Genomic DNA, 24,626 nt, shown 5'->3' on the forward strand with positions numbered 1-24,626 from the left:
CCTCGCCTGTCAGTATTTTATATGCAACGTTTCGATTTTGAAGTGAATCGTCGCAGGTTTTTGGCAGCTTTTTGCAGCTTTTTTATGCAAGGTTTCACCTAAAAGGTGCACCGTTGAATAAAATAAATGAGCGGTTGAAGGTTGGAATCGAACCGTTGCATTGCTGGATTGAAACAGTGTGTTTCTGAACCGGGCCAGCGATGTTTATAACCGCCGCATGGGAGGGAAAAAGAGGGATTTTATTGCAGTAACATTTTAAATCAAGCCAGGTTACTATACTTCCTTCAGGAATAAACCCCTATGCCAAACAATCCCGCTGGCACCTTCTTTCCCGGATGCTTTAGCTGAAGGACCAGCTTTATTACCTTGACAGGGGTAGCAAACAGGATTTCATACCTGCTTTGGTGGTTGTTTTTTTCCTCATAAAGCAGGCTGCCCCGCTCATCGAGCAACCGAAACTCCCGCACACAAAAAGGCATCACCCTTTCATCATGGCCCCTCAGCGTTGACTCCAGGGGATGATCAAAGTCGGTATCAAACCAAAGCAAAATTTTCCTGATTTTCTGCTGTTCCGGCCAGGAAAAAGTAAGGGTCGGTTCAGGGTCCGTTGGATCAGCCAGCCAGGCATTGGTTTGTATGGTTGGGCGAAAGCTGCCATTGAGCAGGTTTTCAGGGCTGTATAGTTGCAGTGATGGAGTACAACTGATGGCCAGGTTATGTCCACCCGGCCGCCTTTCGGGCAACCAAAAGTCAAAAGCATCCACGCCCAGACCTTCCGGCGGTTCCTGTCGGCTGCCTTTGGCAACGTCCAGGTTGACCCGGTTAAAAACCGTCAGCAAGCCGGTGAGCCTAAGCTGGCTGATGGCTACCTGTACCAGGGGATTTGCTTCAAAAGCGATAAAATAGTAGGCAGTCTCATCTAGTAATTGCCCAAAATCCACTGTCAGTTCCTGTACTCCTTTGGAAACCGCAAACTCTTTTTCCGCCAATTGCCTGTCCGGGGTAAAGTTACCTGGCAAACTACTGGCCCATAAGCGGAGTATCAGATTGGTTGCATTTTTTGCCTTCACCACAAAGGTAAAATCCGGAATCTTGCCTTCTTCCAGTGGAAGCATTTGCGCCATGCTGCTATCCAGGGCTTTCCATCCGGCGTCTGCAGGTAACTGCTGCAAACTAAAAGTAGAAGAAATAGATAAGGAAGCCCTTTTGGCCAGGTTGTCGGTATCCCGCAAATGCATGCCAGGCAGGTATTGGCCCATGTCCATCAGGCGCTGCTGCAAATTGTCCATCAGCTCTTCTTCCATCAGATCCCGGGGCAAAACTTGTTGTCCTTTGCAAAGGGCGGCAGCCATTCCCACTGCCTGGGCATTGTGGGCACAGGTCGCCATCACCCTCGAGGAACCAAAGGCCACGTGACTGGCACTGATTATCCTGCCGGCCAGAAACAGGTTATCGATATTTCTGCTGTACAGGCAACGGTAGGGAATGCCGTATACCCCTTTGGCATGCCATTGGGTACAACCGGGAAGCTCTCCATAGATGCCATCTGCCGGATGCAGGTCCAGGGCCCAGCCCCCGTAGGAAACTTGATCAGGATGGGTCCGCTGCTCCACCACATCCCGCTGGGAAAGCATGTAATCCCCCTCAAAACGCCGGCTCTCCCGTTTGCCGGGGATCATGCCCACCCATTCCAGGGTATGGGTTTCCATCTCAGGATATTCGCCGGAGTTTTTGATATGGTGCCAGATGCCATAAATGATGCGCCAAAGCTCCCATTTGATGGTTTCGGTAGCGTGTATGGTGTCCAGTCGACCCCCGTATTCCACCCACCACAAGCGGCAACCCCTGTCGTGGAGGTTAAAGGTATGGAAGCAGGGAAGGCTGGACAGGTCGGTGTTGGCAAAGGCAGGAGGGATAAATTGTACCGGCTTTCCGGAATCCTTGCTGTGGAAATACAGGGAATGACCCAGCAGTTCTCCATAGGCTTTTTCCGGCGCAAAAGCTTCGTCAAACTCCTCCCTGGATTCCGCTCCAATGCGAAAGGCCGCTCCGGACAAAAATCCGAGGATGCCATCTCCCGACGCATCCACGAACAAGGGTGCCTCCAACCGGTACTCCGTACTGTTTTGGCTGCAGAAAGCCAACGCAGCAGCGATCCGGTTGGCTCCTGATTTTTCACACCTGTGAACTGCCGTATTCAGCAAAAGGGTAATGTTGGGTTCTTGGGTTACTTTTTCCAGCAGCACCGTATCCAGAATCAGGGCATTTCCCTCGGGATTCCGGTATTGATTTTCCAGAAGAATCTCATCGATAACACCGCCCTCCCTGGCCCAGCGGTTGTTATTGCCCATGCTGGAAGTGGCACCCAAAATCCAAAGCCGGATTTCGGAGGAGGCATTTCCCCCCAACACCGGGCGGTCCTGCACCAAGACCACTTCCAAGCCCTGTCGGGCTGCTGTGATAGCAGCACAAATGCCTGCCATTCCGCCACCAACGACAACCAGGTCGGCAGAAAGGGATTGGGAAGTAAGGGAACGGTTTCCGGAAAAGGGGGCTTCAACCAGCATGGCGAAAGGGGTTTCGGGTGATACTACTTTTTCGCAAGGTACACAACCCGATGCAATTCGAATTTCTCAATCCGAAAAAAAATAATCTGTTTGATTCCGAAAATCCGCAAACCTGTCAGGTTTTTCTAGCCATGCAAGCCAAAACAGTTTTTGCGTAGGTAACACCTGACAGATTTAATCCTTTTTCAATCACCAATAGTAGCGAAATGTTCCGTATTAAAGGCAATTAGAAACCAGGGGCTGGATAAACAAAATTGCTAAACCTACCTGAAAAACGGCTCGTAAACGGAATCGATTTGAAAGGTACGAACGCCCGCCTGTTTTAGGTTTTCGACGACCGTTTCGGCCGGCTCCCGGATCCGGCCATTTTCAAACACCCAGGCATTCAGGGCGGCTACCACCAAAAAACCCTGTTCGGTGGCCCATTCGAACTCCTGCGGGGAAATAGCTGTGGAAAACAAGTAGTAATGGTCCGGGCTGAAATCGGCCCGGTTCCGGTTTTCCTTCAGTTGGTCCATACTGCAGCTAAGTTTAATCTTTCCGGTAAAATACTCCGTGGATGCTTCGGTACCGATCATGAGTGCCCCGGACCGCAGTCCATACGCATCCAGCAAGGCGAGCAGGGATTCAAAAAGAGGCTCGCTGAATCCGGAGATTTTATTATCGATCATCACCTTGATCTTGCCCCGGCAATGGGCCAAAACGGTTTCCAGTGTAAGTACCTGCTGGCCCTCACTTCCTCTCAATTCACGTATCTCTTCCCAGCTCATGTCGGATACCTCCCGATTCACCCCGTAATAGCGCTGAAAATCCCGGTCGTGGTGGGTAATCAACAGGCTGTCTTTGGTCAGCCTGACATCCACTTCCACCCGATCGTATCCTCTCTTTATGGCTTCCTCCAGGGCCGCCAGGCTGTTTTCGGGTAGGGTATCGTTGACCACTCCTCCCCTGTGTGCAATAAGTTGAAAGGGAGCAAAGCCTGATTCCTGGGCCAAAAGAGGGGAATGGCAACATCCCGAAAAAAATAGTATCAGTAGCCATTTAATTCGCTGCATTCGTTTATTTATAGGTAAAAAATAGTTCACATTAGCCTTCATTTGTCAATAGATTGATCCTTAGTGTTTGCCTTTCATTTTTTTCAGGAAGTAATAGCCCAATAGGATGGTCGTTTCTCCACGAAAATTGGGTGTAAAACCATCACCTTCCTGCTTAACGCAAGTACGACAATTTTAGAATTCGATAAAAATAAGTAGTTTTAACAAAAAGTTATTTCCCAAAAACCTGATTTATATGAAAACCTTATTCCTTCGCTCCTTAATCCTTTCATTGACCGCCTATCTTACCCTCACTGCACATGCGCAGCAGGAAATGCCCTCCGGATGGAAACTGGGCAGTCAGGCCTATACCTTTCGCCTCTTTTCCCTGGAAGAAACCCTTGAAAAGTTAAACAGCATAGGTGTACGCTATGTGGAGCTGTATCCCGGCCAAAAAATCACCAAAACAGGTGATGCCACGACGCATTTTTCTGCCTCCCAGGCAGATAAAGATAAAATCAAATCCTTATTGCAACATTACGATATCGAAGCCGTGGCCTATGGGGTAGCCAGCCCCAGTGATGAGGAATGGCCGGACTTGTTTGCTTTTGCCAAAGAAATGGGCATTGGCATACTGACAACAGAGCCCCGACCCAATCAGTTTGACCTGATTGAGAAGCTGGCAGTGGAACATCAAATCAAAATCGCCCTGCACAATCACCCTCTGCCTTCTATGTACTGGCATCCGGAGGTACCCTTGCGCTTTCTGGAAGGCCGTTCCGAACTGATGGGGGTCTGTGCGGATATTGGCCACTGGGTACGCTCTGGCCTGGATCCGGTGGCAAGTCTGCGCAAACTGGAGGGCCGTATCATCAGTCTGCACATGAAAGACCTGAACAAAGCTGGCGTAAGGGATGCCCATGATATCCCCTGGGGTACGGGCAACTGCAATGTAGCGGGAGTCCTGCACGAACTCCACCGGCAGGGATTTGAAGGCGTCTTTTCTGCCGAATACGAACACAACTGGGAAAACAACCTGCCGGAAGTCAAGGAAAGCATGGAGTATTTCAAGCGGGTAGCGGCACACTTTTAGGGAGGAAAAGGGGGATTGGTGGTGATGGGTATAGTAGGTACATTAAGCGTTTCACTTTTGGACAGCCCGATCAAATGACACCTACTCAGCATTCCCGTTGCATTTCAGCAAATCCCTCAACCGCGGCGGACGGATTTGGCTTCGATCGGCTTACGGCAGCATTGGAAACGGTAAGCGGTACTAGTAATTTGCCACAACCTGCATGTATTTACGTACCTAAAAATCCCAACGTAAACAATTCCCCCTTTTTTTAAAGGGGGTTGGGGGGATTTTTTCGAAGATTTCAACTATTCAATATACTGAAATATTGATAGTTACGTAAAAAAATCCCCCTTGCCCTCCGCCGCGGCGGAGGGATTGGTTCACAATCCAATTAATGTCTACGATATTTAATTATGAGCACGGAAGGAGCTTTAATTTCCCCAATTCCGTCAATGTCCATCAGCACCAATAGAATCCACTCATTGATAAGGCTAGCGGTCGAGGAGTCGGCTATCCGTCATAAGCCGCTGAATAAATCACAGGTATGCATGGCTAAAAAATGTTTAGACGAGTTAAGTGTACAATTGCAGCTCATCGATTCAATATTTCCTTTATTTTTAATTGATATTCAGGGTTAAACGTCATTCCATTGTGCTGCTGACCGTTAAGCATGATCAGGGAGTCCTGCTCTTTAAAATGTGCTTTTAATTTAATGGAAGACCCCGGATAAATGACTTCGTCCTGTTCACCATGAAAAATCACCACCGGCATCTTGCATTTTTGGATATGCCGGAAATTTTCAAAAGGGTATTTGTGCAAAAAGGAAGGAAAAATAGGGAAATAATGCTTCACCAGATCGGATAAGCTGTAGTAGGGTGCCTGCAAAATCAAAAGTCTGGGTTGATTGACGGACGCCAGTTTTGAAGCCGGACCAGTGCCCATAGAATATCCCAAAACGATGATCTCCTGCTCGGGATACCTGTTTTTCAACAAATCGTAGGCCCTTTGAACATCCTGATACATTTGCTTCTGATCCTGAATCGTACCTTCACTTTTGCCATAACCTCGGTAATCCAATATAAACAGGTCATAACCCAAATCGGTAAAAACCTCAGCTACCCCACCCCATGTTCTTAATGATCCGGCATTTCCATGCAGGTAAAAAATAAGGCCTTTTGGATGATCGGTTTTGAATAGCAATGCATTCAATGAAATGCCATCGCTCATCCGAATGTTCATCTCTTCAAATTTCTGGTCAAATTGAAAGAGGAAATTGCTTTTCAGTTTTTCAGGAAAGAAAAGCAACTTTTCCTGAAAAGCATATACCAACCCGTAAGCCATCAAGATCAGCATTAAAAATAATATCATCGGGATCATAAACCTACTTTTCATAAAACAGCTTAAACCAAGTTCCCAAATTAACAATAACCTTTGAAGGCCGGAAAGGCATGATATAAAATGCTATCCTTGAGAACTTCGATTATCGATAAGAAAATTTCAAATCAGATAAAGCGAGTAGCCTTTTCCTGTCATCTGTCCCTTTTTGGAATAGAATAGTGTCATCACGAGACCTAACATTTTAAAAAACGCAGAAACCGGGATGACGGTATTTGTTTATATCTATTGAAAATTCAACATATTTTATATAATACCTCATCGGTACACCTACCGTCATCGCGAGCACAGCGGGCCCCTGAGCCTGTCGAAGGGAGCGATCTGATTCGGAGCGGCAGCATTAATCCATCGGGAAATGGGAATAGGATCGAAAGGTCGTCCACGTACCCCTTCAGACTGCCGCGGGTGGATGGCTATTTTCGATTCCTTTTTATTCCCGTCTTCACCCTACCGATGACGAGTATATTAAAAAACTGTAAATCAATGTATTAAAAAATCAACACTATCATCCTGTTTGGTGTATTTTCTAAATGCTTAGCATACCGGTGAAGAAATTGAATCAGCTATTTTTGGTAAAGAAGAAACCCTAAAAAATCTGTTAAATAAAGAAGAGATAAATTTAATTACGCAAAGAGCGCTGGCCCGACAAAAAACCGGGGTGCGCAGGAGGCTTGTGGGAGGAAGGATTTTTTTGTCTTGATTTCCTGCCCTCCGGGAGGCGGGTTTGGTACTTTTTCATCAAGGAAAAAGTACAGAGAATAAGAGGTTTACCAGATGATGTTAAGATCTAATCCTGATAAAACCAACAATAACCTTATATCCCGTTTATTGCAAAATACCAATCGTCATCCTGATTTCAGCGTTTTTTAAAATGTTAAATCTCGCAGTGACGAGCAAACCCGTCATCGGTATACGATCAGAAAATGTCAGCATCACACCAGTTGGCTTCTTACCGTTTTTACCCGCCTTCTTAAAACCCGGGGCAAAAAATAATACGAAGGTTAATGGAATGATTTAGATTTTCCCTGGCAGCTCATATTTTGAAAATTTTTCCCAGGTGGATATTTACTCGCAAACAAACCTCATTCCCCTACATTGACCTGAATGAAAGTAGCGATACCAAAGCGAATCCCGCCTCTTTTGTAATTGCCGTTTTCAAAACCGGCACCAATCTCTACCCGAAAAATCCGATACAGGTTGTCCAATGAATAACCCAACTCCCAATAATGGGGTGCGTTTTGGGTTTTTAAATAATTGAAAAAAAGATTTTCCCGGATGCCTGAAAACCTGAGCACCGGCAATTGGGTAAAAAGAAATTTTCTGAATTGATAATGCATGATGCTACTGAAGTAGTGACCTGCGGTGCTGTATTGGTAGTAATCCAAAAACCGGAAATTGCTGGCCGCTCCCATATTACTAAAGATGGTCCGGTTACCCCCAAAATGTTTGAAGTCCATAAAATAGACCTGAGAATGATTCAGGAAAGTACCTGTTTGTACGTTTACATCCAATTTACCACTTACACCGAAGTTAAGCGCATGCTCCAGTCCTAGTTCCAGGTGATCGAATTTGCCAGCTCCTGAAAAATTTTTGTTATAGTTAAATTTCACCAGGGGCGCCGTTTCCATAAGCGGAAATTTTCTTCCGTTTCTTATCCGGTATTTCAATCCAGGACGCCACTCAATGGAGCCACTAACCAAAACCGCCTCATTTGGTGCAAAGGCCTCGTTCCCTGCTTCCTGGTTCATTGGTCGATTGGACGTATACCTTCGTTCCGGCTTATTGTAAAAACTATAATCGGAATTGTTCTCCAGATTCACCCGATCCTCGAATCGGAAATCCACCCTATAGGTGAGGGCATCCGTGATTCTGTGCGCCAGGTATAATCTGGTAAAGGTTTTCTCATACAGTTTCATGTAATTTTGCCTGAAAAACAAGGAATAAAGGGCATTGACCTGCTCATTGATGGGGTCCTCCCCATTGTATTGGTAAATGTATTTCCCGCCTTCTATACCCCAGGTATGGCCCGGCCTTCCTTTGGTCACCGACCGCCTGATATGCAGCATTCCATAGGGCTTCTTACTTGCAAAACCATACCTGAATGCTGGTCTGAAATTCCAGGACCGCAAGTGGTTGGTTACACTGTCTGCCATTTTTGTGTTCTTCTCAGCCCGGTAGTATCCTGAAAATCCGATTTTAAACCCTTCTACTGTATTGAATGACATTTTGGTCCAATTGGAATGAAAACCTGCAGACCTGCCTTTCCCAAAACTGTAATCTCCACCCGTTAGAAAATCAAGTGGTTGGAATTTTCTTTTGGCTTTTTGGGCCACGGAGTCAACATCACTTTCACGGGCCGCCTCCACCACAGCCAAACTATCGTCCCTGCGATAGCCTTGTATTTCTTTGGCTGTCAGTTGGACCGGCCGGATGCTATCCCAATATACAAGATCTCTTTTGGTGGCCATGGAATCTACCTTATAGTTTCTTTCGGATAGGACTTCCGCCTGCTCTCTTTCCTTCAAGGATTCCTTTTCATAGGCATTGACCATTTTTCTGAAATCCTTTCTACTCATCTGATCAGCTGCTGCCAACTGTTCGATGGGGTCTGCGCTTTTGGTAATTTCCGGAAGGTGATCGGGAATCTCCTCTACTTTTTCGTCCAGAATCCTGGTATCCACCAGAAGATCGGGATTCAGCGTGATTTGGTAATCCCTGGTTGATGCCAAATACTGGTACTCCCCGGCAAAACCAAAAAACTTTCCCCCGAAAGTATAGGTATGGGTCAGGGGCATCCAGATGTTTTCCTCCACCGGAGCATATTGCTGGGTTACCCCAATATCGAACCCCATGAGGGAAGTTTTCAAATTCAGGCTATGAATGGCCCATAAATCCTCAATAATATAAATATATCCATCGAATACTTTTTCTCCTTTCGAACGGGGAATAACCCTTATTTTATTTACCAAAACTCCGTTATCAAAAAAACTTCCTTCTAACCTGAACCGGTAATAAACAAAGGCTGACCTGGACAGAGGGGAAACCACTCCATTGATCTGCTCATCGTAAAAACTGGCCCCAATATAGGGAGCAGGGGAAGTCTGGTTGTTTTCACCAGTGGACCGTATACTGATTACCGTCTCAGTTATTTCATCTGGCTGATTAAAGTGAATTTTAGAGACTGATTCTGAAGTATAGGCCTCATTGAGGCCAACTCCCTCCTCTTTCAGTTTCTTTTTCAGGAAAAAGGGAGCATTGGTCAGTTCTCCCGTTCCTTTAATGTACACCATCATGCTGTATTCCTGAACCTGCAGGCGGTGAAATTTTGCTTTTGCTATGGCTTTGCGCATGACGGTAAGTGCCGGATCCTCCTGATCCCCCTTTACCTCTACTTCCTGCAAGGCAAACGTTTGCATTTCCAGACTTACATCCAGTTCTACCCAGTTATCCTTTACGTCTACGGTCTGCAATTTAGACTGGTAGCCAAGGTATTGGACAATGATATCATAGTTTCCAGGTGGCAATTTCCATTCAAACAGCCCATCCTGGTTGGTGGGGATGCCATCATTCAGGTTCCGTGCAAAAACGGTTGCGTAAGCCAGGGGTTCGCCTTCTTCAGAAGTGACCAAGCCTCTGATCCCTTGTGATGATCCACTGAAAATAAAAGCTTGAAAAAGCACTAAGCAAGACAACAGCTTTAATTCCCTGGAAAAACCAATCATATCGTAAAAATAAAGGTAATTTCACCTAAAAAAACGGTATATAAATAAATAAAAAATAGTTTTGACATTTTTTAACTCCGCTCCTCGGAATTTGTAATTCCGTGGTATAGATAAGGGGGATTTGTAATCCCCAAAACTGTCTCTGGGTGTAGTTTGCAACTACATCCCAGGTATCCGATTGGTTACGGATACGAGGCATTTGTAATGCCGGAATCCAATGACCAACCGTAACGAAAATTGTGCTTTAATATGAACCCCTCTTTGGGTGTGAGTTTGCAACTACATCCCTGCTATTCGTTCGGTTATGTATACGAGGCATTTGCAATGCCGGAAACCAAAGATCAACCGTAAAAAAAATCGTGCTTTGAAATGCACCGATAAGCCATTACAAATGGCTTTTTGGCAGGTTTTTTCTGTTTATGATTCCGTAAATAACTGGGTGAAGTGCCATACTTCACCCAGTACTAATTAAGTTATTGGGTACCTAAATCCTGGATTACAGAAATGTTAATACGGTACGCTTGCGAAAAAATCCCCCTATTTCCCTCCGCCGCGGCGGAGGGATTTTGTCTTTGCTCACCGATATAAGGGTATTGCAGGACAACCGTAACTATCTGAATCAAACCGCAGAATCCTTTCGTACTTTTGGCTTAGATCCAAAAGTACCAAAAGATCAAGGCACAAAAATCCTTCCCCCCGCATCCCTGCCGCACCCCCGGTTTTGTGCCAGCCTGCCCGCTTTCCTTATTTGCCGACATTCCATCAAACCTAGTAGTTGGCTTTAAAATCAAAACAAATGATTGGATAAAGTGGATAAGGTGGAAGTGGATATCCGATTGGCTGCCCGCTCCTCGGAATTTGTAATTCCGTGGTTCAGATAAGGGGGATTTGTAATCCCCAAAAACCTCTCTGGGTGGTTTGCAACTACATCCCAGTTATCAGATTGGTTTCGTATACCAGGCATTTGTAATGCCGGAAGCCAATCACCAACCGTAACGAAAATCGTGCTTTAAAATAAACCCCTCTCTGGGTGTAGTTTGCAACTACATCCCTGCTATTCGTTTGGTTATGTATACGAGGCATTTGTAATGCCGAAAGCCATAGATCAATCGTATATAAAATCGCACTTTAAAAAGCATACGAGAAGCCATTACAAATGGCTCTTTAGCAGGTTTTATCTGTTTATGATTCCGTAAATAACTGGGTGAAGTAGCATACTTCACCCAGAATTATTATCTGTGCTAATCTGAGTAATCTGTGGTGCACCCTGGCAAGGCGGATTTGGACACATACGGCTACTCCTGCGCGATATCCGACAACATCTGTTTGACTTTATCGGGTACGGTATCCCTTTCCAGAAAGCCGACTAGTATATAGGTAATAGCAGACGACAGTACCGGCAGGCTTACTTCCAGGGCCAGGCTGTTTAATTCCACATTTTTAGTGATCACAAAGGCCAGCAGCCCCACCAAAATGGATCCAATGGCTGCCTTTGGCCCGCAGGATTTGAACCAGGGAATCAGCCCAAAAAGCATGGGGATGGCGATGGGCCCTACCAAAGCACCAAACCAACTGATGATCAATCCCAGTACCCCACCAAACCGTTCAAACTGCAACGCAATCACAATGGTCCCCAGGGTAAACAGAAAAGTGGTAATCCTGGCTGTGGTGAGGGAGGTGGCTTCCTTCCGGAATTTTTTATTGACAGCCGGTAAAATGTCCCGGGAGATCACGGCCGAGATGGTATTGATATCGGAAGAGGTCATGGACATGGTGTTGGCAAACAAGGATGCGATCACCAAACCAATCAAACCAACGGGCAACAACTCCATGGTAAGAATACCATAGGATTGGGTAGGGTCTTCCATATCGGGTAGGAGTACGGGGGCAGCCCACATGGGAAAAAACAAAATCAATGGCCAAACCAGGTACAAGGCCCCCGACAGCCAGGCTGCCTTGGAAGCCTGTTGTTCCGTAGGGGAAGAAATGTAGCGCGTGGCCAGGTTCCATTGCCCCCCATTATAGGAAAGGAAATTGATAAACAGGAATGCCAGGGCAAAACCAACCGTGTAGGGATCGTTGAAAGCCTGTGCATTGCCTTCAGGCAATTGATCCCAAACGGTGAAAACGGATTCCAAACCACCCAGTTTCTGCACGACCACCACAAACATGACCAGTCCGGCAATGATCTGTACAATGAACTGGGCAAAATCGGTAATGATCACCGCCCACAAGCCTCCAAAGGTGATATAGAGCAGGGATATTCCCCCCGAAATTAAAATCCCCCATGTCAGGGAAATACCGGTAAACACGTTTAATAAAATGGCTATGGCCGCCCATTTGGCACCGATGTCAAATAATTTCAAAATAACGCCGCTCCAGGCCATCAGTTGTTGGGTAGCCAGGTTGTAACGGGTTTCCAAAAACTCCAGGGGAGATTGGATTTTGAACCGTTTTCTAAGCCTGACCCAGAATACAGGAAATACCTTCGCCGAAATAATAACCGTCAGGCCGATTGTTAATGCCCACCAGATATACACCGAAAAACCATGGGTATAGGCCAGCCCGGCATAGGCCACAAAGACTGCACCGCTGTAACCGGAAACATGATGGGAAATTCCTGACAACCACCAGGGAAGCTTCCCTCCGGCGACAAAATAATCCTCTGCATCATCATTTCTAAAGTAGGACCAGACGCCGATCAGCAGCATCAGGATAAAAAACAGGCCAATCACAAACAGGTCGGTGGTACTCAATTCCATGGGAAACTTTTTTGGGGTTAAATTGAAAAGAAGGCCAAACGGTAAAAGTTTGGCCTTCAAAAACACAAAATACTATCAGACGGTTGGTTCCCAACCGGGCTCATACTCCCGTTTCCAGAGTTCCATCGCTGTAGGATCGTATTGAATGTTCCCGGTTTTTGGGTCGATATCCAATGTCCTCCCCACTCGCTGGGCTATATTTCCCAGTTGAACCAGTAGCGTGCTTTTGTGCGCACCAACGATTTCAGACCTGACTTCCGTACCTTTAGTGATGCCGTCAAAAAAGTTCTGAATGTGCATGGCATCCAGGGCCTGTGCCGGATTGGTCCGGTTGGTGGGATCGATTTCCTGATCGTTTTTCACATCCTTCACCAATTCATTTTTCAGGTTGAAAATTTTATAGGAATTTCCTCCTTCTATCAGCAGGCTACCTTCTTCCCCATAGAATAAGGTGCCGACGCTTCCGTTTTCTATGTGTTTGCCATTACAGCTTCTGCCTTCCCAGGTGATGACGGAATTGTTGTCAAATTCCAGGTTGATGATTTGGGTATCCGGTGTCTCCCAATCGTCATTGTACCGGTAACGGCCTCCGGAGGAATTTACACGATTAGGATAATCCACCTGCAGGCCCCAGCGGGCGAGATCCACCATGTGCGTTCCGTTGTTCAGGGCTTCCCCGGTGCCCCAGTTCCAGAACCAATGCCAGTTGTAGTGCAGGATATTGTCCCGGTAGGCTTCTCTGGGCGCAGGTCCCTGCCAAAGTTCGTAGTCCAGCCATTCCGGAACCGGTACCTGCTTTCCTACGCCTATTGGGCCCCTGTTATTGGCATACCAGGTTTTGGCCATATAAGGCCTGCCTATCACTCCGTTGTGCAATTCCTCAATCCCTTTCATCACATTGGGCCAGGAGCGGCGCTGGTTACCAACTTGAATTACCTTGTTGTATTTCTTTTGGGCTTCCATCAGGAGTTCACCTTCATGCGGATTATGGCTACAGGGTTTTTCCAGGTACACGTGCTTGCCGGCCTTCAGGGCCATTAGTGCGGCCGGAGCATGCCAGTGGTCCGGGGCCGTTACGATCAATACATCCACATCTTTGTCCTCCAATACCTTGCGGATATCTTTTTCAATCTTCGGCTTGCTGCCCTGAATTTCATTTACGGAACCGGCAAATTTCTCCGCTGCCCGGATATCCACGTCGCAACTGTAAATCACATCACATTGCTCCTGGCTGGCAAAATTGGTCCCCACGGCATGACCCCGGCTAACCACACCCATGCTGGCGGCATTGATGCGTTCATTGGCACCCATGATTCGTCCATAGCTTTTGGCAGACATACCGGGTAACATGCCTCCTACCGAGGCCAATGTCGCCCCTGCAATCGCTTTTTTTACGAAGGTTCTTCTATCGTTCTTCATCTTACTGCGTAAATTTATATTTTAATTTCAGCGGCCTCCCGTCTTGCCTTATCCAAAACGGCCTGAAGGGAAACGGCCTGTCCATTTATTTTTTTACTTTCATCTGCTGCCTGCATAAAGGCAAAGATTTCAATAGTTTCTTCTTCTGACACCGGAGCTTTTCCGGAATCGAAAAATTTGGCTATTTCCACCAAAAGAGGGCGGTAGCCTCCGTAGGAGCCCATATCCATAATGCCTTCCTCACCAAAGGCCCTTCCGCCGTAACCGCTTTTACCAACACGTGTTCCTCTAAACGTCCCGATTCTACCTTCTTCCCAGGTACCCACTACCAGGTCAGCACCCTCCGTATACGTTCGCTGAACCGTTTCACATCCGGTACCCATAAGGGTATAGAGCGTTTCCACACCATGTATTCCATACCAAAATAAATCCGGATGCGTTGGTTCTAATTTTGCCGGACTAAATGCCTCTGCTCCCAGGACCTTTCCAATCTCGCCATTCCGAACAGCGACGGCATTCTCCATATACCGAAGTGAGCTGCTGGAAAATACCGGTACTTTGTATTTTTTAGCCGCCGCAAAAATGACAATGGCATCAACCAGAGAGGCCGAAATCGGCTTGTCAATAAATACGGTTTTTCCGGATTTGAATACTTCCAGGGCCTGCTCCAGGTGAAGCCGCCCGTCGTTTGTCTCCAAAAGTACCACATCCACCTTGTCCAGGAGGGAGGCAATGGAGTCGACGATTTCCACGCCCAGGGTTTGAATTTCTTCAGTATACCCCGGAATTCTTTCCACTGAGGAAGGAATATCCTGGCTGCCATGCGGGTAGGCGGCCACTACCTTGTACCCCCCCAAATCTGCTGCGGCATCGGATGCATTAAATGCTTTGGTAAAGGCCAAACTGTGCGAAGTGTCCAGGCCGATGATACCGACCTTCTTGTTTCGTCTTACAAGCGGTTTTCCAATGGAAAAAGCTTGCGGCACAAGGCCAAGGCCCAAACCCGCCACAGCGACCTTTCCCATAAATTTTCTTCTGTTATCCATGTTTTATATCGGAATACTTATGCTATATTAATAAAGAATTATTGGATTAATATTTCGAATATTTGCTAATTCATCCTACAATTTAGTAAAAAAATCAAAGAAGCAGCGATAAAAATTACATGAAACGCCAATTTCCCCGTACCAATGCAGCGACAAAAATTTTCCGAAATAATAGAATTATCGATAAAACCCTAATTATGATTGGTTTACAAAATACCATGGATAATCAGAACCAGGAGTATCCTTTTGATCAATGGAAAAAGTAATCAAGCGCTTTCCCTTACCCGATCAGCCGCACTAATCAATACACCCATCAGCTTTTCCATTACAAGGGGTTTGGATATATAGCCGTCCATTCCTGCTGCAAGACACCGCTGTTTGTCCTCCTGCTGGGCTCCTGCTGTCATGGCAATGATCTGCGGGGTGTTTTCTTTCATTTCGTTTCGAATTTCTACCGCAGCTTGCAGTCCGTCCATGACAGGCATCTGAACATCCATTAAAACTAAATCATAATCATTTTTTACCGCCATTTCCCTTGTTTGAATACCGTTATTGGCAAATTCAGGTTGATAGCCTAAACGGTGTAAGATCATCAGGATAAGCTTTTGATTGATAGCCATATCTTCAGCCACCAAAATGCGCAGGGGATATTTCCTGGAAAATTCCGGGTCCAGATTTTTCCTTGACTTGTGCTGTAACAAAACTTCTCCTGATTGGCCATTTAAGCCCGCAAGTATGGATTGCATTAGCTGCTGATATTTAACCGGTTTATTCAAAACGGCTGAAAATAATCCGGGATTTTTTCTTTTGGATTGATCGCCTATAGAACTCAGTAATATAATGGGTTTATCCCGGTACTTTTTCTGAATGGCTTTTGCCAATTGAAGGCCATTTTTTTCTGGCATGTCCATGTCTGTGATCACCAGTTCAATCTCCTTTTCCTTAGCTAAAATATCCAGGGCAGCATTAGCTGAAGAAGCTACGCAGGGTTTCATGTTTAGGTTTTCCAGTTGAAGGCTGAGAATTTTCAGATTTGTAAAATTATCGTCCACTATCAATACCTTTCGGCCAGACAATGCACTTTGGTCGACCTGGTTTTCCTCTGGCAAATCACCTTTTTCTGATGCTTTCATGGGCAGGGAAAAATAGAAAACACTACCCTTTCCTTCCTTGCTGGCTACTCCTATTTTCCCTCCCATCTGCTTCACCAAATGACGACAAATGGCCAGGCCCAGGCCTGTTCCTCCATATTGCCTGGTGGTGGACGCATCCACCTGCGAGAAGGATTTGAATAAACGGGAGATCTTATCAGCGGGAATACCAATTCCGGTATCCTGCACCAAAAATTTAAGCATCCATTCATCTTCTACCTGCGCCTTTGCCTCCACTTTTACCAGGACTTCGCCTGCTGAAGTAAATTTTAAAGCATTGCTTACGAGATTTATCAAGATTTGCTTTAACCTCATTCCGTCAGCCCACATGAATACCGGAAGCTCATTGGGAAGCTGATAAATGAGGTCTACACCTTTTTTTGATGCTTGTCTTGAAAACAGATCCAACACCTCTTCAATGCTGCTTCGCAAATTAAAATCATGGGGATCAATGGCTACGTCACCGGATTCCAATCTCGAAAAATCGAGTATATCATTGATGACATTCAATAAGGTTTCCCCACTGGTACAGATGATTTCAGTAAATTCCCGCTGCTCTTCATCCAAAGTGGTTTCTTTCAGCAATCCTGCCATTCCCAACACACCATTCATAGGGGTCCTGATTTCGTGACTCATGGTGGCCAAGAAGGTACTTTTTGCCTTATTGGCCAATTCTGCATTTTCTCTTGCCTTTTCTGCATCCTTCCTTTGAAGTTCCAGTGATTTGTTCGCCATTTCCAATTCCCTGGCTTGGGCCAAAAGGTTGGACCTCTGTTTCTTTAATAAACCGGACTGCTCGGACAAAACCATAATGGATTTTAACAAGGCGTTTTTAATCCAAATTAAAGATATAAAAGCCATGACCAATAAATAGGCCAGAACAGATACAAAAACATAGTCTCCACCTTCATAGCCATAAAAAATTTGATGATATAGCTGGCTGTCATAATTCAAATAGCCCCAAACAACCGGGATAAAACTTAAGATAAAATAGAAAATAGTCCATCGCGGGGAAAGAATTATCAGGCTAAATATCAAAATGTTAAAAAAGGAAGCAATATCTACCATCAGAATGATGCTATCCTGCATGATGAATAAGTTTAACAATATAGGTGTCAGTAACAAGCCGATCTTCACGTGTGCCAATGGGATGAGCCACTCTTTAAAAATAAGAAAATAAAGGAGCAGCAAATGCAGGAACATAAATGGAATGAAACTGATAGAACCATCCTGTATTTCACCAAAAACCCAAACGAATGTTACACATTGAATAAAACATAGGGCGGTAGATAAATAGGCCCATGACAGTATGGTCAGTCTAGTCCTGAAAATCCGATCGTCCGCTTCTTTCAGCCTTTGGTGAAACAAGGCATTTACTAATTTTCCCCACATCTCATTCCGCTTTTAAAAAATCAAATTAAAACTTAAGGTGTTTTTAAACCTTTGAAATACAAAATCTTGTCTATAAAGGATAAAATCATCTTTTATATGCAAAGATTATTATTTTTTCTGAATTTCCAACCAGATTTATACGTTTTTTTATGCATGAAAATCCAGCCCTTTGTCGGAAAAAATCTTCCGGTATACCGTCAAAAAACGAATGAGGAGATGTCTTATTATTCCATTATCAAAAGCTAAAAAAAACCGGCACTTACAAGAGTACCGGTTTTTGAAATTACCGTTGTGAAGTTTTTATTTCTTTGGAGGCATGCTGGGCCTGACCTCAATTTTACTGGGTAGGGTACGGGGGTCTAATTTGAACAGTCCCACAACCATTTCGCCAATATCTTCAATCTGGATTTTCCAGGCATCTTTATCATTTACCTCATGGTCGTTGAAGCCGGTAGCCACCGAGCCTGGCATGATGGTACTCACCCGCACGCCTTCCTGCCTCAAATCCAGCATGATGGCCTGAGAAAAGCCAGTAAGCCCGAATTTACTGGCGTTGTAGGCTGACCCCCCTGCGAAAAAGTTGGTACCTGCCAGACTGGAGATGGTGAGAAAAAAACCTTTGGTAGATTTAAGGGCATCCACAGACGCTTTGATCCCATAAAATACACCAGTCAAATTGGTATCAATCGTTTCGTGCCATTTTTCCGGTGAAAGTTCCTGAATGGGGGCAAAATGGCCAACACCTGCATTGGCTACAAAATAGTCCAGCTTGCCCCATTCCTTAAGTACAGCTTGTACGGCTTTTTTTTGGGCATCAAAATCCCTCACATCCACCTCAAGGGGAAGTACCTCTCCTTTGGAAGTGGACATTTTCTTGATCTTTTCAGCGGCTTCACTGGCCCTCTTCATTGAGCGGCTGGTGATGGCCACATTAACTCCCTCCGCGACCAGTGCTGCAGCTATGCCAAATCCTATTCCTGTATTACCTCCTGTAATGATGGCGGTAGTATTTACTAATGTCATAATTGTCTTAGTTTTAGGTATAAACAAAAAAAGGCCAATGAATATTCATTGACCTGCAAAATAAGTGTGAAATTTACTTGGTTTTATCTTTTGCTTCTGCCAAAAGTTCCTTTCCCCTGGCTTTGGTCTCTTCTGCAACGGTAGCAATGTTTTTATTCATCTTATCCATTTTTTCATTCATTCCCTTCAGAAGGCCATCAATCTGACCATTAATGTCTTTCAAATATTCCTCTCCTTTCTTGGTCAGTTTTTTACGGGTATCAGTTCCCTTCTCCGGAGCGATCAATAAACCAATCTGTACTCCTACTGCTACTCCTGCTAATGCGCTTAAAATTATTTTCGCTGATTTCATAATATCTGATATTAATGGTTTAAAATATGAAAAACTCATCTCCATTTCAGAAGAAATTCTCTACTTAAGAAACAACAACATTTGTACCAAAGTTGCGATAAAATTTATTTTCTCACATCAAACCCTGCTATTTATACCGATTATCGCCAATAGAAGTAAAAATCCAGCATAGTAACTAAAATTTAACCAAAGCCAAACAAGATAATCGTTCCCTTTATGGTATTTTTACGAAAATATACATTCATTACATTGTTCCAACATATGCATTACAAAACCTGTTGTTTCACTGGCATACTGTCATTTTTCCTCATTTTCAGCCTGGCTGCCCAGCAGCCCAAAATTCACAGTCACAACGATTACCTGCAAAATGTTCCTTTTTGGGAAGCCTATGCCTCCGGAGCGAAGTCCATTGAAGCTGATGTCATCCTGATGAACGACACCTTATTTGTTGCCCATGAAAAGGAAAGCATCAAAAATGGCCAAACTTTAACCTCCCTATACCTGGATCCCATATTGAAGGCCAGAGAACTGGGAATTGGTCATCAGGAACCTTTTATGCTATTGGTAGATTTCAAAACAGAGGCCTATTCCACCATGGAGCAATTGTTAAAAGACATACAGCCCTATGCAGCTTTATGGGAAAACCGGGAAAACCCATTTGTCAAAATAGTGGTATCCGGAAATCGTCCTGCCACAGAAGACTACGACAAATACCCTTTCCCAATATATTTTGATTATCAGAGCACAACAGACACGCTGGATTTACCCCTTGATAAAATCGAGCTATTCAGTTTGAGTTTTGGAAGATTTTCCCAGTGGAACGGTAAGGGAAGGATAACCGATGAAGATGCAGAAAAATTAAAAAAACCCATCCAAATCGCACATGGTTTCGGAAAGCCATTCAGGTTTTGGGCTACTCCAGACAGCAAAACAGCCTGGAAGTCATTAAGCGAAATGGGTGTGGATTATATCAACACCGATCAACCCTATGCAGCCGGACCCTATTTGAAAAGCCTGCCAAAAAGGCTGTATAAAAGTCCCAATGTCAGCGAAATATACCGACCCACTTTCGAAACCGATGGCATACCATCAAAGGTTAAAAATGTCATTTTGCTGATTGGTGACGGAAATGGGCTGGCCCAACTATCTGCCACCATGTATGCCAATGACAATCAGCTTACCATCACCCAATTGAAAAATATGGGACTGATAAAAACACAGGCTGCCGATGATTTTACCACAGACTCTGCTGCAGCCGGTACTGCCCTGGCTTCGGGCAAAAAGGCAAAAAACAGAAGTGTCGGAAGCCTTCCGGATGGATCGGCAGCTGAGAATTTACCTGCATATTTAAAATCTCATGGCTTCAATTCTGGAATTGTGACCAGCGATAATATTACCGGAGCAACACCTGCCGCTTTTTATGCCCAGCAGTCCGAGCGGGACCTTATCAGGGAAATTGCTTCCGATCTGCCAAAAAGTCCGCTGAATCTATTTATAGGTGGCGGAAAAAATGATTTCCTGAGGTTTGGTACAGATGAAACCAAAACGCTGGAAGCCCATGGGTTTTATCTGGCCGGCTCCCTGGAGGAACTAGCTGCCAGCAATGCTTCCCGGGTAGGATATTTTGCTTCCAACCATGGTCTTCCCAAAGTCATGCAAGGAAGAAAGCATTATCTGAAAAATGCAACCAAAGCCAGTCTGGCCTATTTCCAATCCAAAAAGCAACCTTTCTTTTTAATGGTGGAAGGAGCCTTTATCGATTCCGGAGGACATGCCCATGAGGTCAGCACCATCATAGAGGAAGGGATAGATTTTGACCTTGCTGTGGCTGAAGCCCTTCGCTATGCCGATAAGGATGGGCAGACCCTTGTCATTGTGACGGCTGATCATGAAACAGGGGGCATTAGCCTTCCACAAGGTAACCTGAACCGTCAGGAGGTAGAACTTGAATTTTCTACCGAAGACCATACCGGGATAATGGTACCAGTTTTTGCCTATGGCCCACAGTCGGATACCTTCAGGGGTGTTTATGAGAATACTGCGATTTTTGATAAAATCATTGCAGCCATACAGCAATACCTCAAATAGTCCGATTTCTCAGGCTTTAAATCAATTGATTATTCTACCTGATATTCACAAAAAAATAGTACCTTAAGCCATGAAGCAAAAAGATTTCCTGTCATATGATACTTTGCGAATGCTTTCCAGATTTCTGATAGCTTCATTTCCCTTATTGTTTTTCTCTCCAGTAGCCATGACGCAAACCCAAAACGAGATATTGTACATCGGAACCTACAGTGAAAATGACAGCAAGGGTTTGTATGTATTGGCCTTCAACCGGGAAAATCTCAGTACCGAAACCATCCAAACGGTTCATGATAAAAAAAGTCCCACCTTTTTGGCATTGCATCCAAATGAAAAATTCCTCTATGCCGCCTACCGGGAAGGAAAAGATGAGCATGATCCTGCAGGTACCATTGTGGCTTATGCCATTGATGACAAAACAGGGAAACTCTCTATGATCAATCAGGTTTCATCGGTGGGAGCCAGTCCCTGCCACATCAGCGTAGACCCTTCGGGTCAGGTAGCTTTCGTTTCCCATTACCAGGGGGGTAATCTGAGCAGTTTCAAAATTCTGAAATCCGGGGGTATCAGTGAGGCAGTCTCCTTTATCCAACACCAGGGCAGCAGTGTTCATCCCAACCAAACCAAACCGCACATGCACGCCATGATTCCATCCTCTGATGGTAACTGGGTATATGCTTCGGATTTGGGAATAGACCAGATTCTGAAATACAAGGTTCATTCCAAAAAAGGCAGTGTGGGCCAAAAGCCCGAAATTTTCCCCACAAAACCGGGATCAGGACCCAGACATTTCTTATTGCATCCTGATTTACCATATGCTTATTCTCTGGAAGAACTGAGCAGCACAGTAGGCATTTATAGGGTAGATCCCAAAAGTGGGAACCTTTCTTTCATGAACCGGGTACCCATGCTTTCACCTGAAATCCAAAGCGACTACAATGCTGCGGCCGACATTCATTTATCGGTGGATGGCGAGTGGCTCTATGCCAGCAACAGAGGTCAGGATAACCTGGCCATATACCATGTCGATCAGGAAACCGGCCTGCTTAAACTTCAGGAACATGTGCCTACAGGAGGTCAGCACCCGCGAAATTTTAAAGTGGATGAAAAAGGAGATTTACTGTTTGTAGCCAATATGGAGTCAGATAATGTCGTTATCTTCAGGATTCACGACCAATCCGGAATCCCTGAGTCAACCGGAACAAGCATTTCCATACCCAGGCCAGTATTTATAGAACAGCTATTTTTAAAATAACAGCTAATCTTCAACCCCAAAAGTAAGGGAATTTGAGGTTTCACCGGATACCAGGCGTTTTTCATTGCCAACAATAATCCAATATCCTTCCCTAACAATTGAATGTGGATGACGATAGGATTCAAGCAACAACTCAGTTTGCCAGCAGCCCTCCTTGTTGAATTCCCCCAGCTCAATGAGCGCGCCACTCTCCTCCTCCACCCGGATGGAGGGCATTGCCTGGGAAGTGCCCTTCCAAATTACTTTGAGGGGCATCATCCGCTGATAGGAGTGGGCTTGTTTGGTCTGATCAATGCCAAAATCCATTTTATCATAACTATTACCAACAAAGGTAACCTCTTTGGCATAGCAGCTTCCGCAGGATTCCCAACCCATGCGAAAAGGATGCATGTCCCTTCCACTGGTATTGGTAAATTGATTGAATGCCAGTCGGGTATTGATTGTTCCTCCATAGCGGGAAGCTATCCAGGCAGCGGGAACATTCGAGAATACCTGATTGCTGCGAAACTCTCCACCAAAACCGCTCAGCCCTCCTCCAATGTAAAAAGCAGCTGCTTCCGACTGAGAAGATGCATCCGGATGCTTCACCGTAATGTGGTTACCCAAGATCAGATTATTGCCTGCACTGGCACTGTAAAAAATTCCCCAGGCCATGGGTGTGTATTCCGGGTATTCCGGAAAAGTACGACCTAATACTTCAATTGTATTGTTATATACTTTGTTCCCATACGCTCCTGTTGGAGAACCCGGCTTGTCCCCGTAATCGGCAATTCTAATGGCAGCGGTGCTGAACTCTTCCTTTCCATATTCTGTCGTCGGTGGGGAGGCTGCTATCCGGATCCTGTTATTGAATATTTCTATGCCTTTGTGTCTGAAAATCTCTATACCGGAACCAATTTCGGGTACAATGTCATTTTCAAAAATCAGGGAGCTGTCTCCCATAGCCATGATGCTGTAATGGTTGGTAACCCTTTGTTGATTCACAAATGTATTGTGATGTATGGAAGAGCTCACTCCTTTAAACACCAGACAGCCCTGCCCTCCATTAAACGCTGAGTAGGCTACTTCTGAAGCTCCTTTACCTCTAAGGTCCACCGCATAATGCTGTGACCCGTGCCTGTGGATCAATTGGGGGTTGTTCACTTCAAACCTACAATGACTGATATGGGCTTGGGGCACATCAACCGCTGTGGCATTGATCCCCTGATTGATGATGGTCACCCGATCCAGAATCACCTGCACCTCATCAGCCGTAGATTGAATACCCCAGCTCATTACCCCGCGGGACCCGGATATAATGGTGCCGTTTTTGATCGTGACGGTTCCCCTGCCGCTTACCTGCGGAATTCCCGGCAAAGGGGTGCCACTTTGAAAATTGGCCGTATAATCATAAAATGCAGCATGTTGATTTTCATACAAATGATCGTAATGTCCTTTTGGATGGGTTTTACCAATAATTCCAATACCTACGTCAAAAGCGGGAAAAATACCAACTTCATCTACCAGGCAATCCGTCTCAGCTTTTATCCGGAGCCTGTACTTTCCTGCCGGAAGACCCTGCAAATGGGCCACAATAAATCCCCCTCCCAACCGGGGACTTTTGTTAAATACAGGACTGCTCTTTGTGGTTTCTGATCCGTAATCAGTCCATACCTCCACCACTTTCCCTCCTTCGTCCTCCACCAGAAGGCTGATTTTCATTTCATTGTTCAGGTCCCCCGTCATATCCCTAAATACGTGGCCTGTGATACCACAGATCGCATAATAGGATCTGTTGGCATAGGGTACTTCCATGTAGGAGGAAACAATTTGATCTCCTTTTTTCAAACCAAGTAATTTTTCACCAATGAATGGGCGCGTTTTACGGGTTTCCAATAATTCGGCCCCTGGTGCTTCTGTAAGATCCCAGCCGTCCAGCCCATCTTCGAAACCACCATTTTTAAGGCTGTCATAGGCCCCATTGGCAAAAGTGATGGTATGCCCATTCAGGTCCAGGGTGATATCTTTTCCCAGAAAAAAAGCACTTTTTTCAGCGTAGATATCCCTGGTGAGCACATAGGTACTTCCCTCCTCTCCATAATAGCCGGGGCGGTCTATGGGGATGACTTCGGGATTCCCGGGAAACTCTGCAGACTGTCCCGGCAGGTCCAGATCTGGAAATACAAACAACAGCATCGATAAACCGGCTGTTAGCCATTTCCATGAGCCTTTGCCATCCAATATCATTCTAGCATAAATTATAAAACCGGACATCCATTCCATGCATTCACTTTTTTTTTGAAACATTGTCTTGAGATCAGAGTAGCCTGCATTTCATTTTTAATCCCTGATTTTATCGGTCCTGGCTA

The 24,626-nt window shown here is 45.2% G+C and carries 14 protein-coding genes; 3 read left to right on the forward strand and 11 right to left on the reverse strand.

Annotated elements, in window-relative coordinates; translation table 11 throughout:
* Positions 1 to 284: 284 nt before the first annotated feature.
* Together G9Q97_RS04400 and G9Q97_RS04405 are read right to left on the reverse strand one after the other, a co-directional pair.
* The gene (locus tag G9Q97_RS04400) at positions 285 to 2,567 is read right to left on the reverse strand and encodes an FAD-dependent oxidoreductase (RefSeq protein WP_166143568.1); all 2,283 of its coding nucleotides are present in this window, start codon (positions 2,565 to 2,567) and stop codon (positions 285 to 287) included.
* Between the two features lie 263 nt (positions 2,568 to 2,830).
* A complete protein-coding gene (locus tag G9Q97_RS04405; RefSeq protein ID WP_166143570.1) occupies positions 2,831 to 3,622 on the reverse strand; it encodes a glycerophosphodiester phosphodiesterase in 792 nt (263 codons plus the stop codon).
* Between the two features lie 235 nt (positions 3,623 to 3,857).
* On the opposite strand from G9Q97_RS04405, the gene G9Q97_RS04410 reads away from it, so the two are divergent.
* Positions 3,858 to 4,694, forward strand: coding sequence for a sugar phosphate isomerase/epimerase family protein (locus G9Q97_RS04410; protein ID WP_166143572.1), 837 nt, complete (start codon positions 3,858 to 3,860; stop codon positions 4,692 to 4,694).
* A gap of 573 nt (positions 4,695 to 5,267) precedes the next feature.
* Here G9Q97_RS04410 and G9Q97_RS04415 read toward each other — a convergent pair.
* From G9Q97_RS04415 to G9Q97_RS04450, 8 genes are all read right to left on the reverse strand, one after another.
* Positions 5,268 to 6,068, reverse strand: a complete 801-nt coding sequence (locus tag G9Q97_RS04415) for an alpha/beta hydrolase (protein WP_166143574.1) — start codon at positions 6,066 to 6,068, stop codon at positions 5,268 to 5,270.
* 1,085 nt (positions 6,069 to 7,153) lie between these two features.
* Positions 7,154 to 9,793 carry a DUF5686 and carboxypeptidase regulatory-like domain-containing protein gene (locus G9Q97_RS04420; protein ID WP_166143576.1) on the reverse strand — a complete coding sequence of 880 codons (2,640 nt, stop codon included), beginning with the start codon at positions 9,791 to 9,793 and terminating at the stop codon, positions 7,154 to 7,156.
* A gap of 1,295 nt (positions 9,794 to 11,088) precedes the next feature.
* On the reverse strand, positions 11,089 to 12,555 hold the full coding sequence (locus tag G9Q97_RS04425) for a sodium:solute symporter family protein (RefSeq protein WP_166143578.1): 1,467 nt from the start codon (positions 12,553 to 12,555) through the stop codon (positions 11,089 to 11,091).
* A gap of 75 nt (positions 12,556 to 12,630) precedes the next feature.
* On the reverse strand, positions 12,631 to 13,974 hold the full coding sequence (locus G9Q97_RS04430; RefSeq protein WP_166143580.1) for a Gfo/Idh/MocA family protein: 1,344 nt from the start codon (positions 13,972 to 13,974) through the stop codon (positions 12,631 to 12,633).
* 14 nt (positions 13,975 to 13,988) lie between these two features.
* A complete protein-coding gene (locus tag G9Q97_RS04435; protein ID WP_246255414.1) occupies positions 13,989 to 15,020 on the reverse strand; it encodes a Gfo/Idh/MocA family protein in 1,032 nt (343 codons plus the stop codon).
* Between the two features lie 266 nt (positions 15,021 to 15,286).
* Complete coding sequence (locus G9Q97_RS04440) at positions 15,287 to 17,563, reverse strand: response regulator (protein WP_166143582.1); 2,277 nt, start codon at positions 17,561 to 17,563, stop codon at positions 15,287 to 15,289.
* 300 nt (positions 17,564 to 17,863) lie between these two features.
* Positions 17,864 to 18,586, reverse strand: coding sequence for an SDR family oxidoreductase (locus tag G9Q97_RS04445; RefSeq protein WP_166143584.1), 723 nt, complete (start codon positions 18,584 to 18,586; stop codon positions 17,864 to 17,866).
* A gap of 73 nt (positions 18,587 to 18,659) precedes the next feature.
* On the reverse strand, positions 18,660 to 18,938 hold the full coding sequence (locus G9Q97_RS04450; RefSeq protein WP_166143586.1) for a YtxH domain-containing protein: 279 nt from the start codon (positions 18,936 to 18,938) through the stop codon (positions 18,660 to 18,662).
* A 261-nt stretch (positions 18,939 to 19,199) separates the two neighbouring features.
* On the opposite strand from G9Q97_RS04450, the gene G9Q97_RS04455 reads away from it, so the two are divergent.
* Together G9Q97_RS04455 and G9Q97_RS04460 are read left to right on the forward strand one after the other, a co-directional pair.
* Positions 19,200 to 21,026 (forward strand): alkaline phosphatase, encoded by a 1,827-nt coding sequence (locus G9Q97_RS04455; RefSeq protein ID WP_166143588.1) that lies wholly within the window; start codon positions 19,200 to 19,202, stop codon positions 21,024 to 21,026.
* 70 nt (positions 21,027 to 21,096) lie between these two features.
* Complete coding sequence (locus G9Q97_RS04460; protein WP_166143589.1) at positions 21,097 to 22,278, forward strand: lactonase family protein; 1,182 nt, start codon at positions 21,097 to 21,099, stop codon at positions 22,276 to 22,278.
* A 3-nt stretch (positions 22,279 to 22,281) separates the two neighbouring features.
* Here G9Q97_RS04460 and G9Q97_RS04465 read toward each other — a convergent pair whose 3' ends face one another.
* Positions 22,282 to 24,564, reverse strand: a complete 2,283-nt coding sequence (locus G9Q97_RS04465; RefSeq protein ID WP_222851919.1) for a hypothetical protein — start codon at positions 24,562 to 24,564, stop codon at positions 22,282 to 22,284.
* Positions 24,565 to 24,626: the final 62 nt, after the last annotated feature.

It is taken from the genome of Cyclobacterium plantarum (genome assembly GCF_011290685.1).
GTDB lineage: Bacteria > Bacteroidota > Bacteroidia > Cytophagales > Cyclobacteriaceae > Cyclobacterium > Cyclobacterium plantarum.

Bases quoted from the DNA above. Each gene is read 5' to 3' on its own strand.
- G9Q97_RS04425 (WP_166143578.1), bottom strand. From the start codon at position 12,555: ATGGAATTGAGTACCACCGACCTGTTTGTGATTGGCCTGTTTTTTATC.
- G9Q97_RS04440 (WP_166143582.1), bottom strand. From the start codon at position 17,563: ATGTGGGGAAAATTAGTAAATGCCTTGTTTCACCAAAGGCTGAAAGAA.
- G9Q97_RS04435 (WP_246255414.1), bottom strand. From the start codon at position 15,020: ATGGATAACAGAAGAAAATTTATGGGAAAGGTCGCTGTGGCGGGTTTG.
- G9Q97_RS04445 (WP_166143584.1), bottom strand. From the start codon at position 18,586: ATGACATTAGTAAATACTACCGCCATCATTACAGGAGGTAATACAGGA.
- G9Q97_RS04450 (WP_166143586.1), bottom strand. From the start codon at position 18,938: ATGAAATCAGCGAAAATAATTTTAAGCGCATTAGCAGGAGTAGCAGTA.
- G9Q97_RS04455 (WP_166143588.1), top strand. From the start codon at position 19,200: ATGCATTACAAAACCTGTTGTTTCACTGGCATACTGTCATTTTTCCTC.
- G9Q97_RS04400 (WP_166143568.1), bottom strand. From the start codon at position 2,567: ATGCTGGTTGAAGCCCCCTTTTCCGGAAACCGTTCCCTTACTTCCCAA.
- G9Q97_RS04420 (WP_166143576.1), bottom strand. From the start codon at position 9,793: ATGATTGGTTTTTCCAGGGAATTAAAGCTGTTGTCTTGCTTAGTGCTT.
- G9Q97_RS04410 (WP_166143572.1), top strand. From the start codon at position 3,858: ATGAAAACCTTATTCCTTCGCTCCTTAATCCTTTCATTGACCGCCTAT.
- G9Q97_RS04415 (WP_166143574.1), bottom strand. From the start codon at position 6,068: ATGAAAAGTAGGTTTATGATCCCGATGATATTATTTTTAATGCTGATC.
- G9Q97_RS04430 (WP_166143580.1), bottom strand. From the start codon at position 13,974: ATGAAGAACGATAGAAGAACCTTCGTAAAAAAAGCGATTGCAGGGGCG.
- G9Q97_RS04405 (WP_166143570.1), bottom strand. From the start codon at position 3,622: ATGCAGCGAATTAAATGGCTACTGATACTATTTTTTTCGGGATGTTGC.
- G9Q97_RS04460 (WP_166143589.1), top strand. From the start codon at position 21,097: ATGAAGCAAAAAGATTTCCTGTCATATGATACTTTGCGAATGCTTTCC.
- G9Q97_RS04465 (WP_222851919.1), bottom strand. From the start codon at position 24,564: ATGTTTCAAAAAAAAAGTGAATGCATGGAATGGATGTCCGGTTTTATA.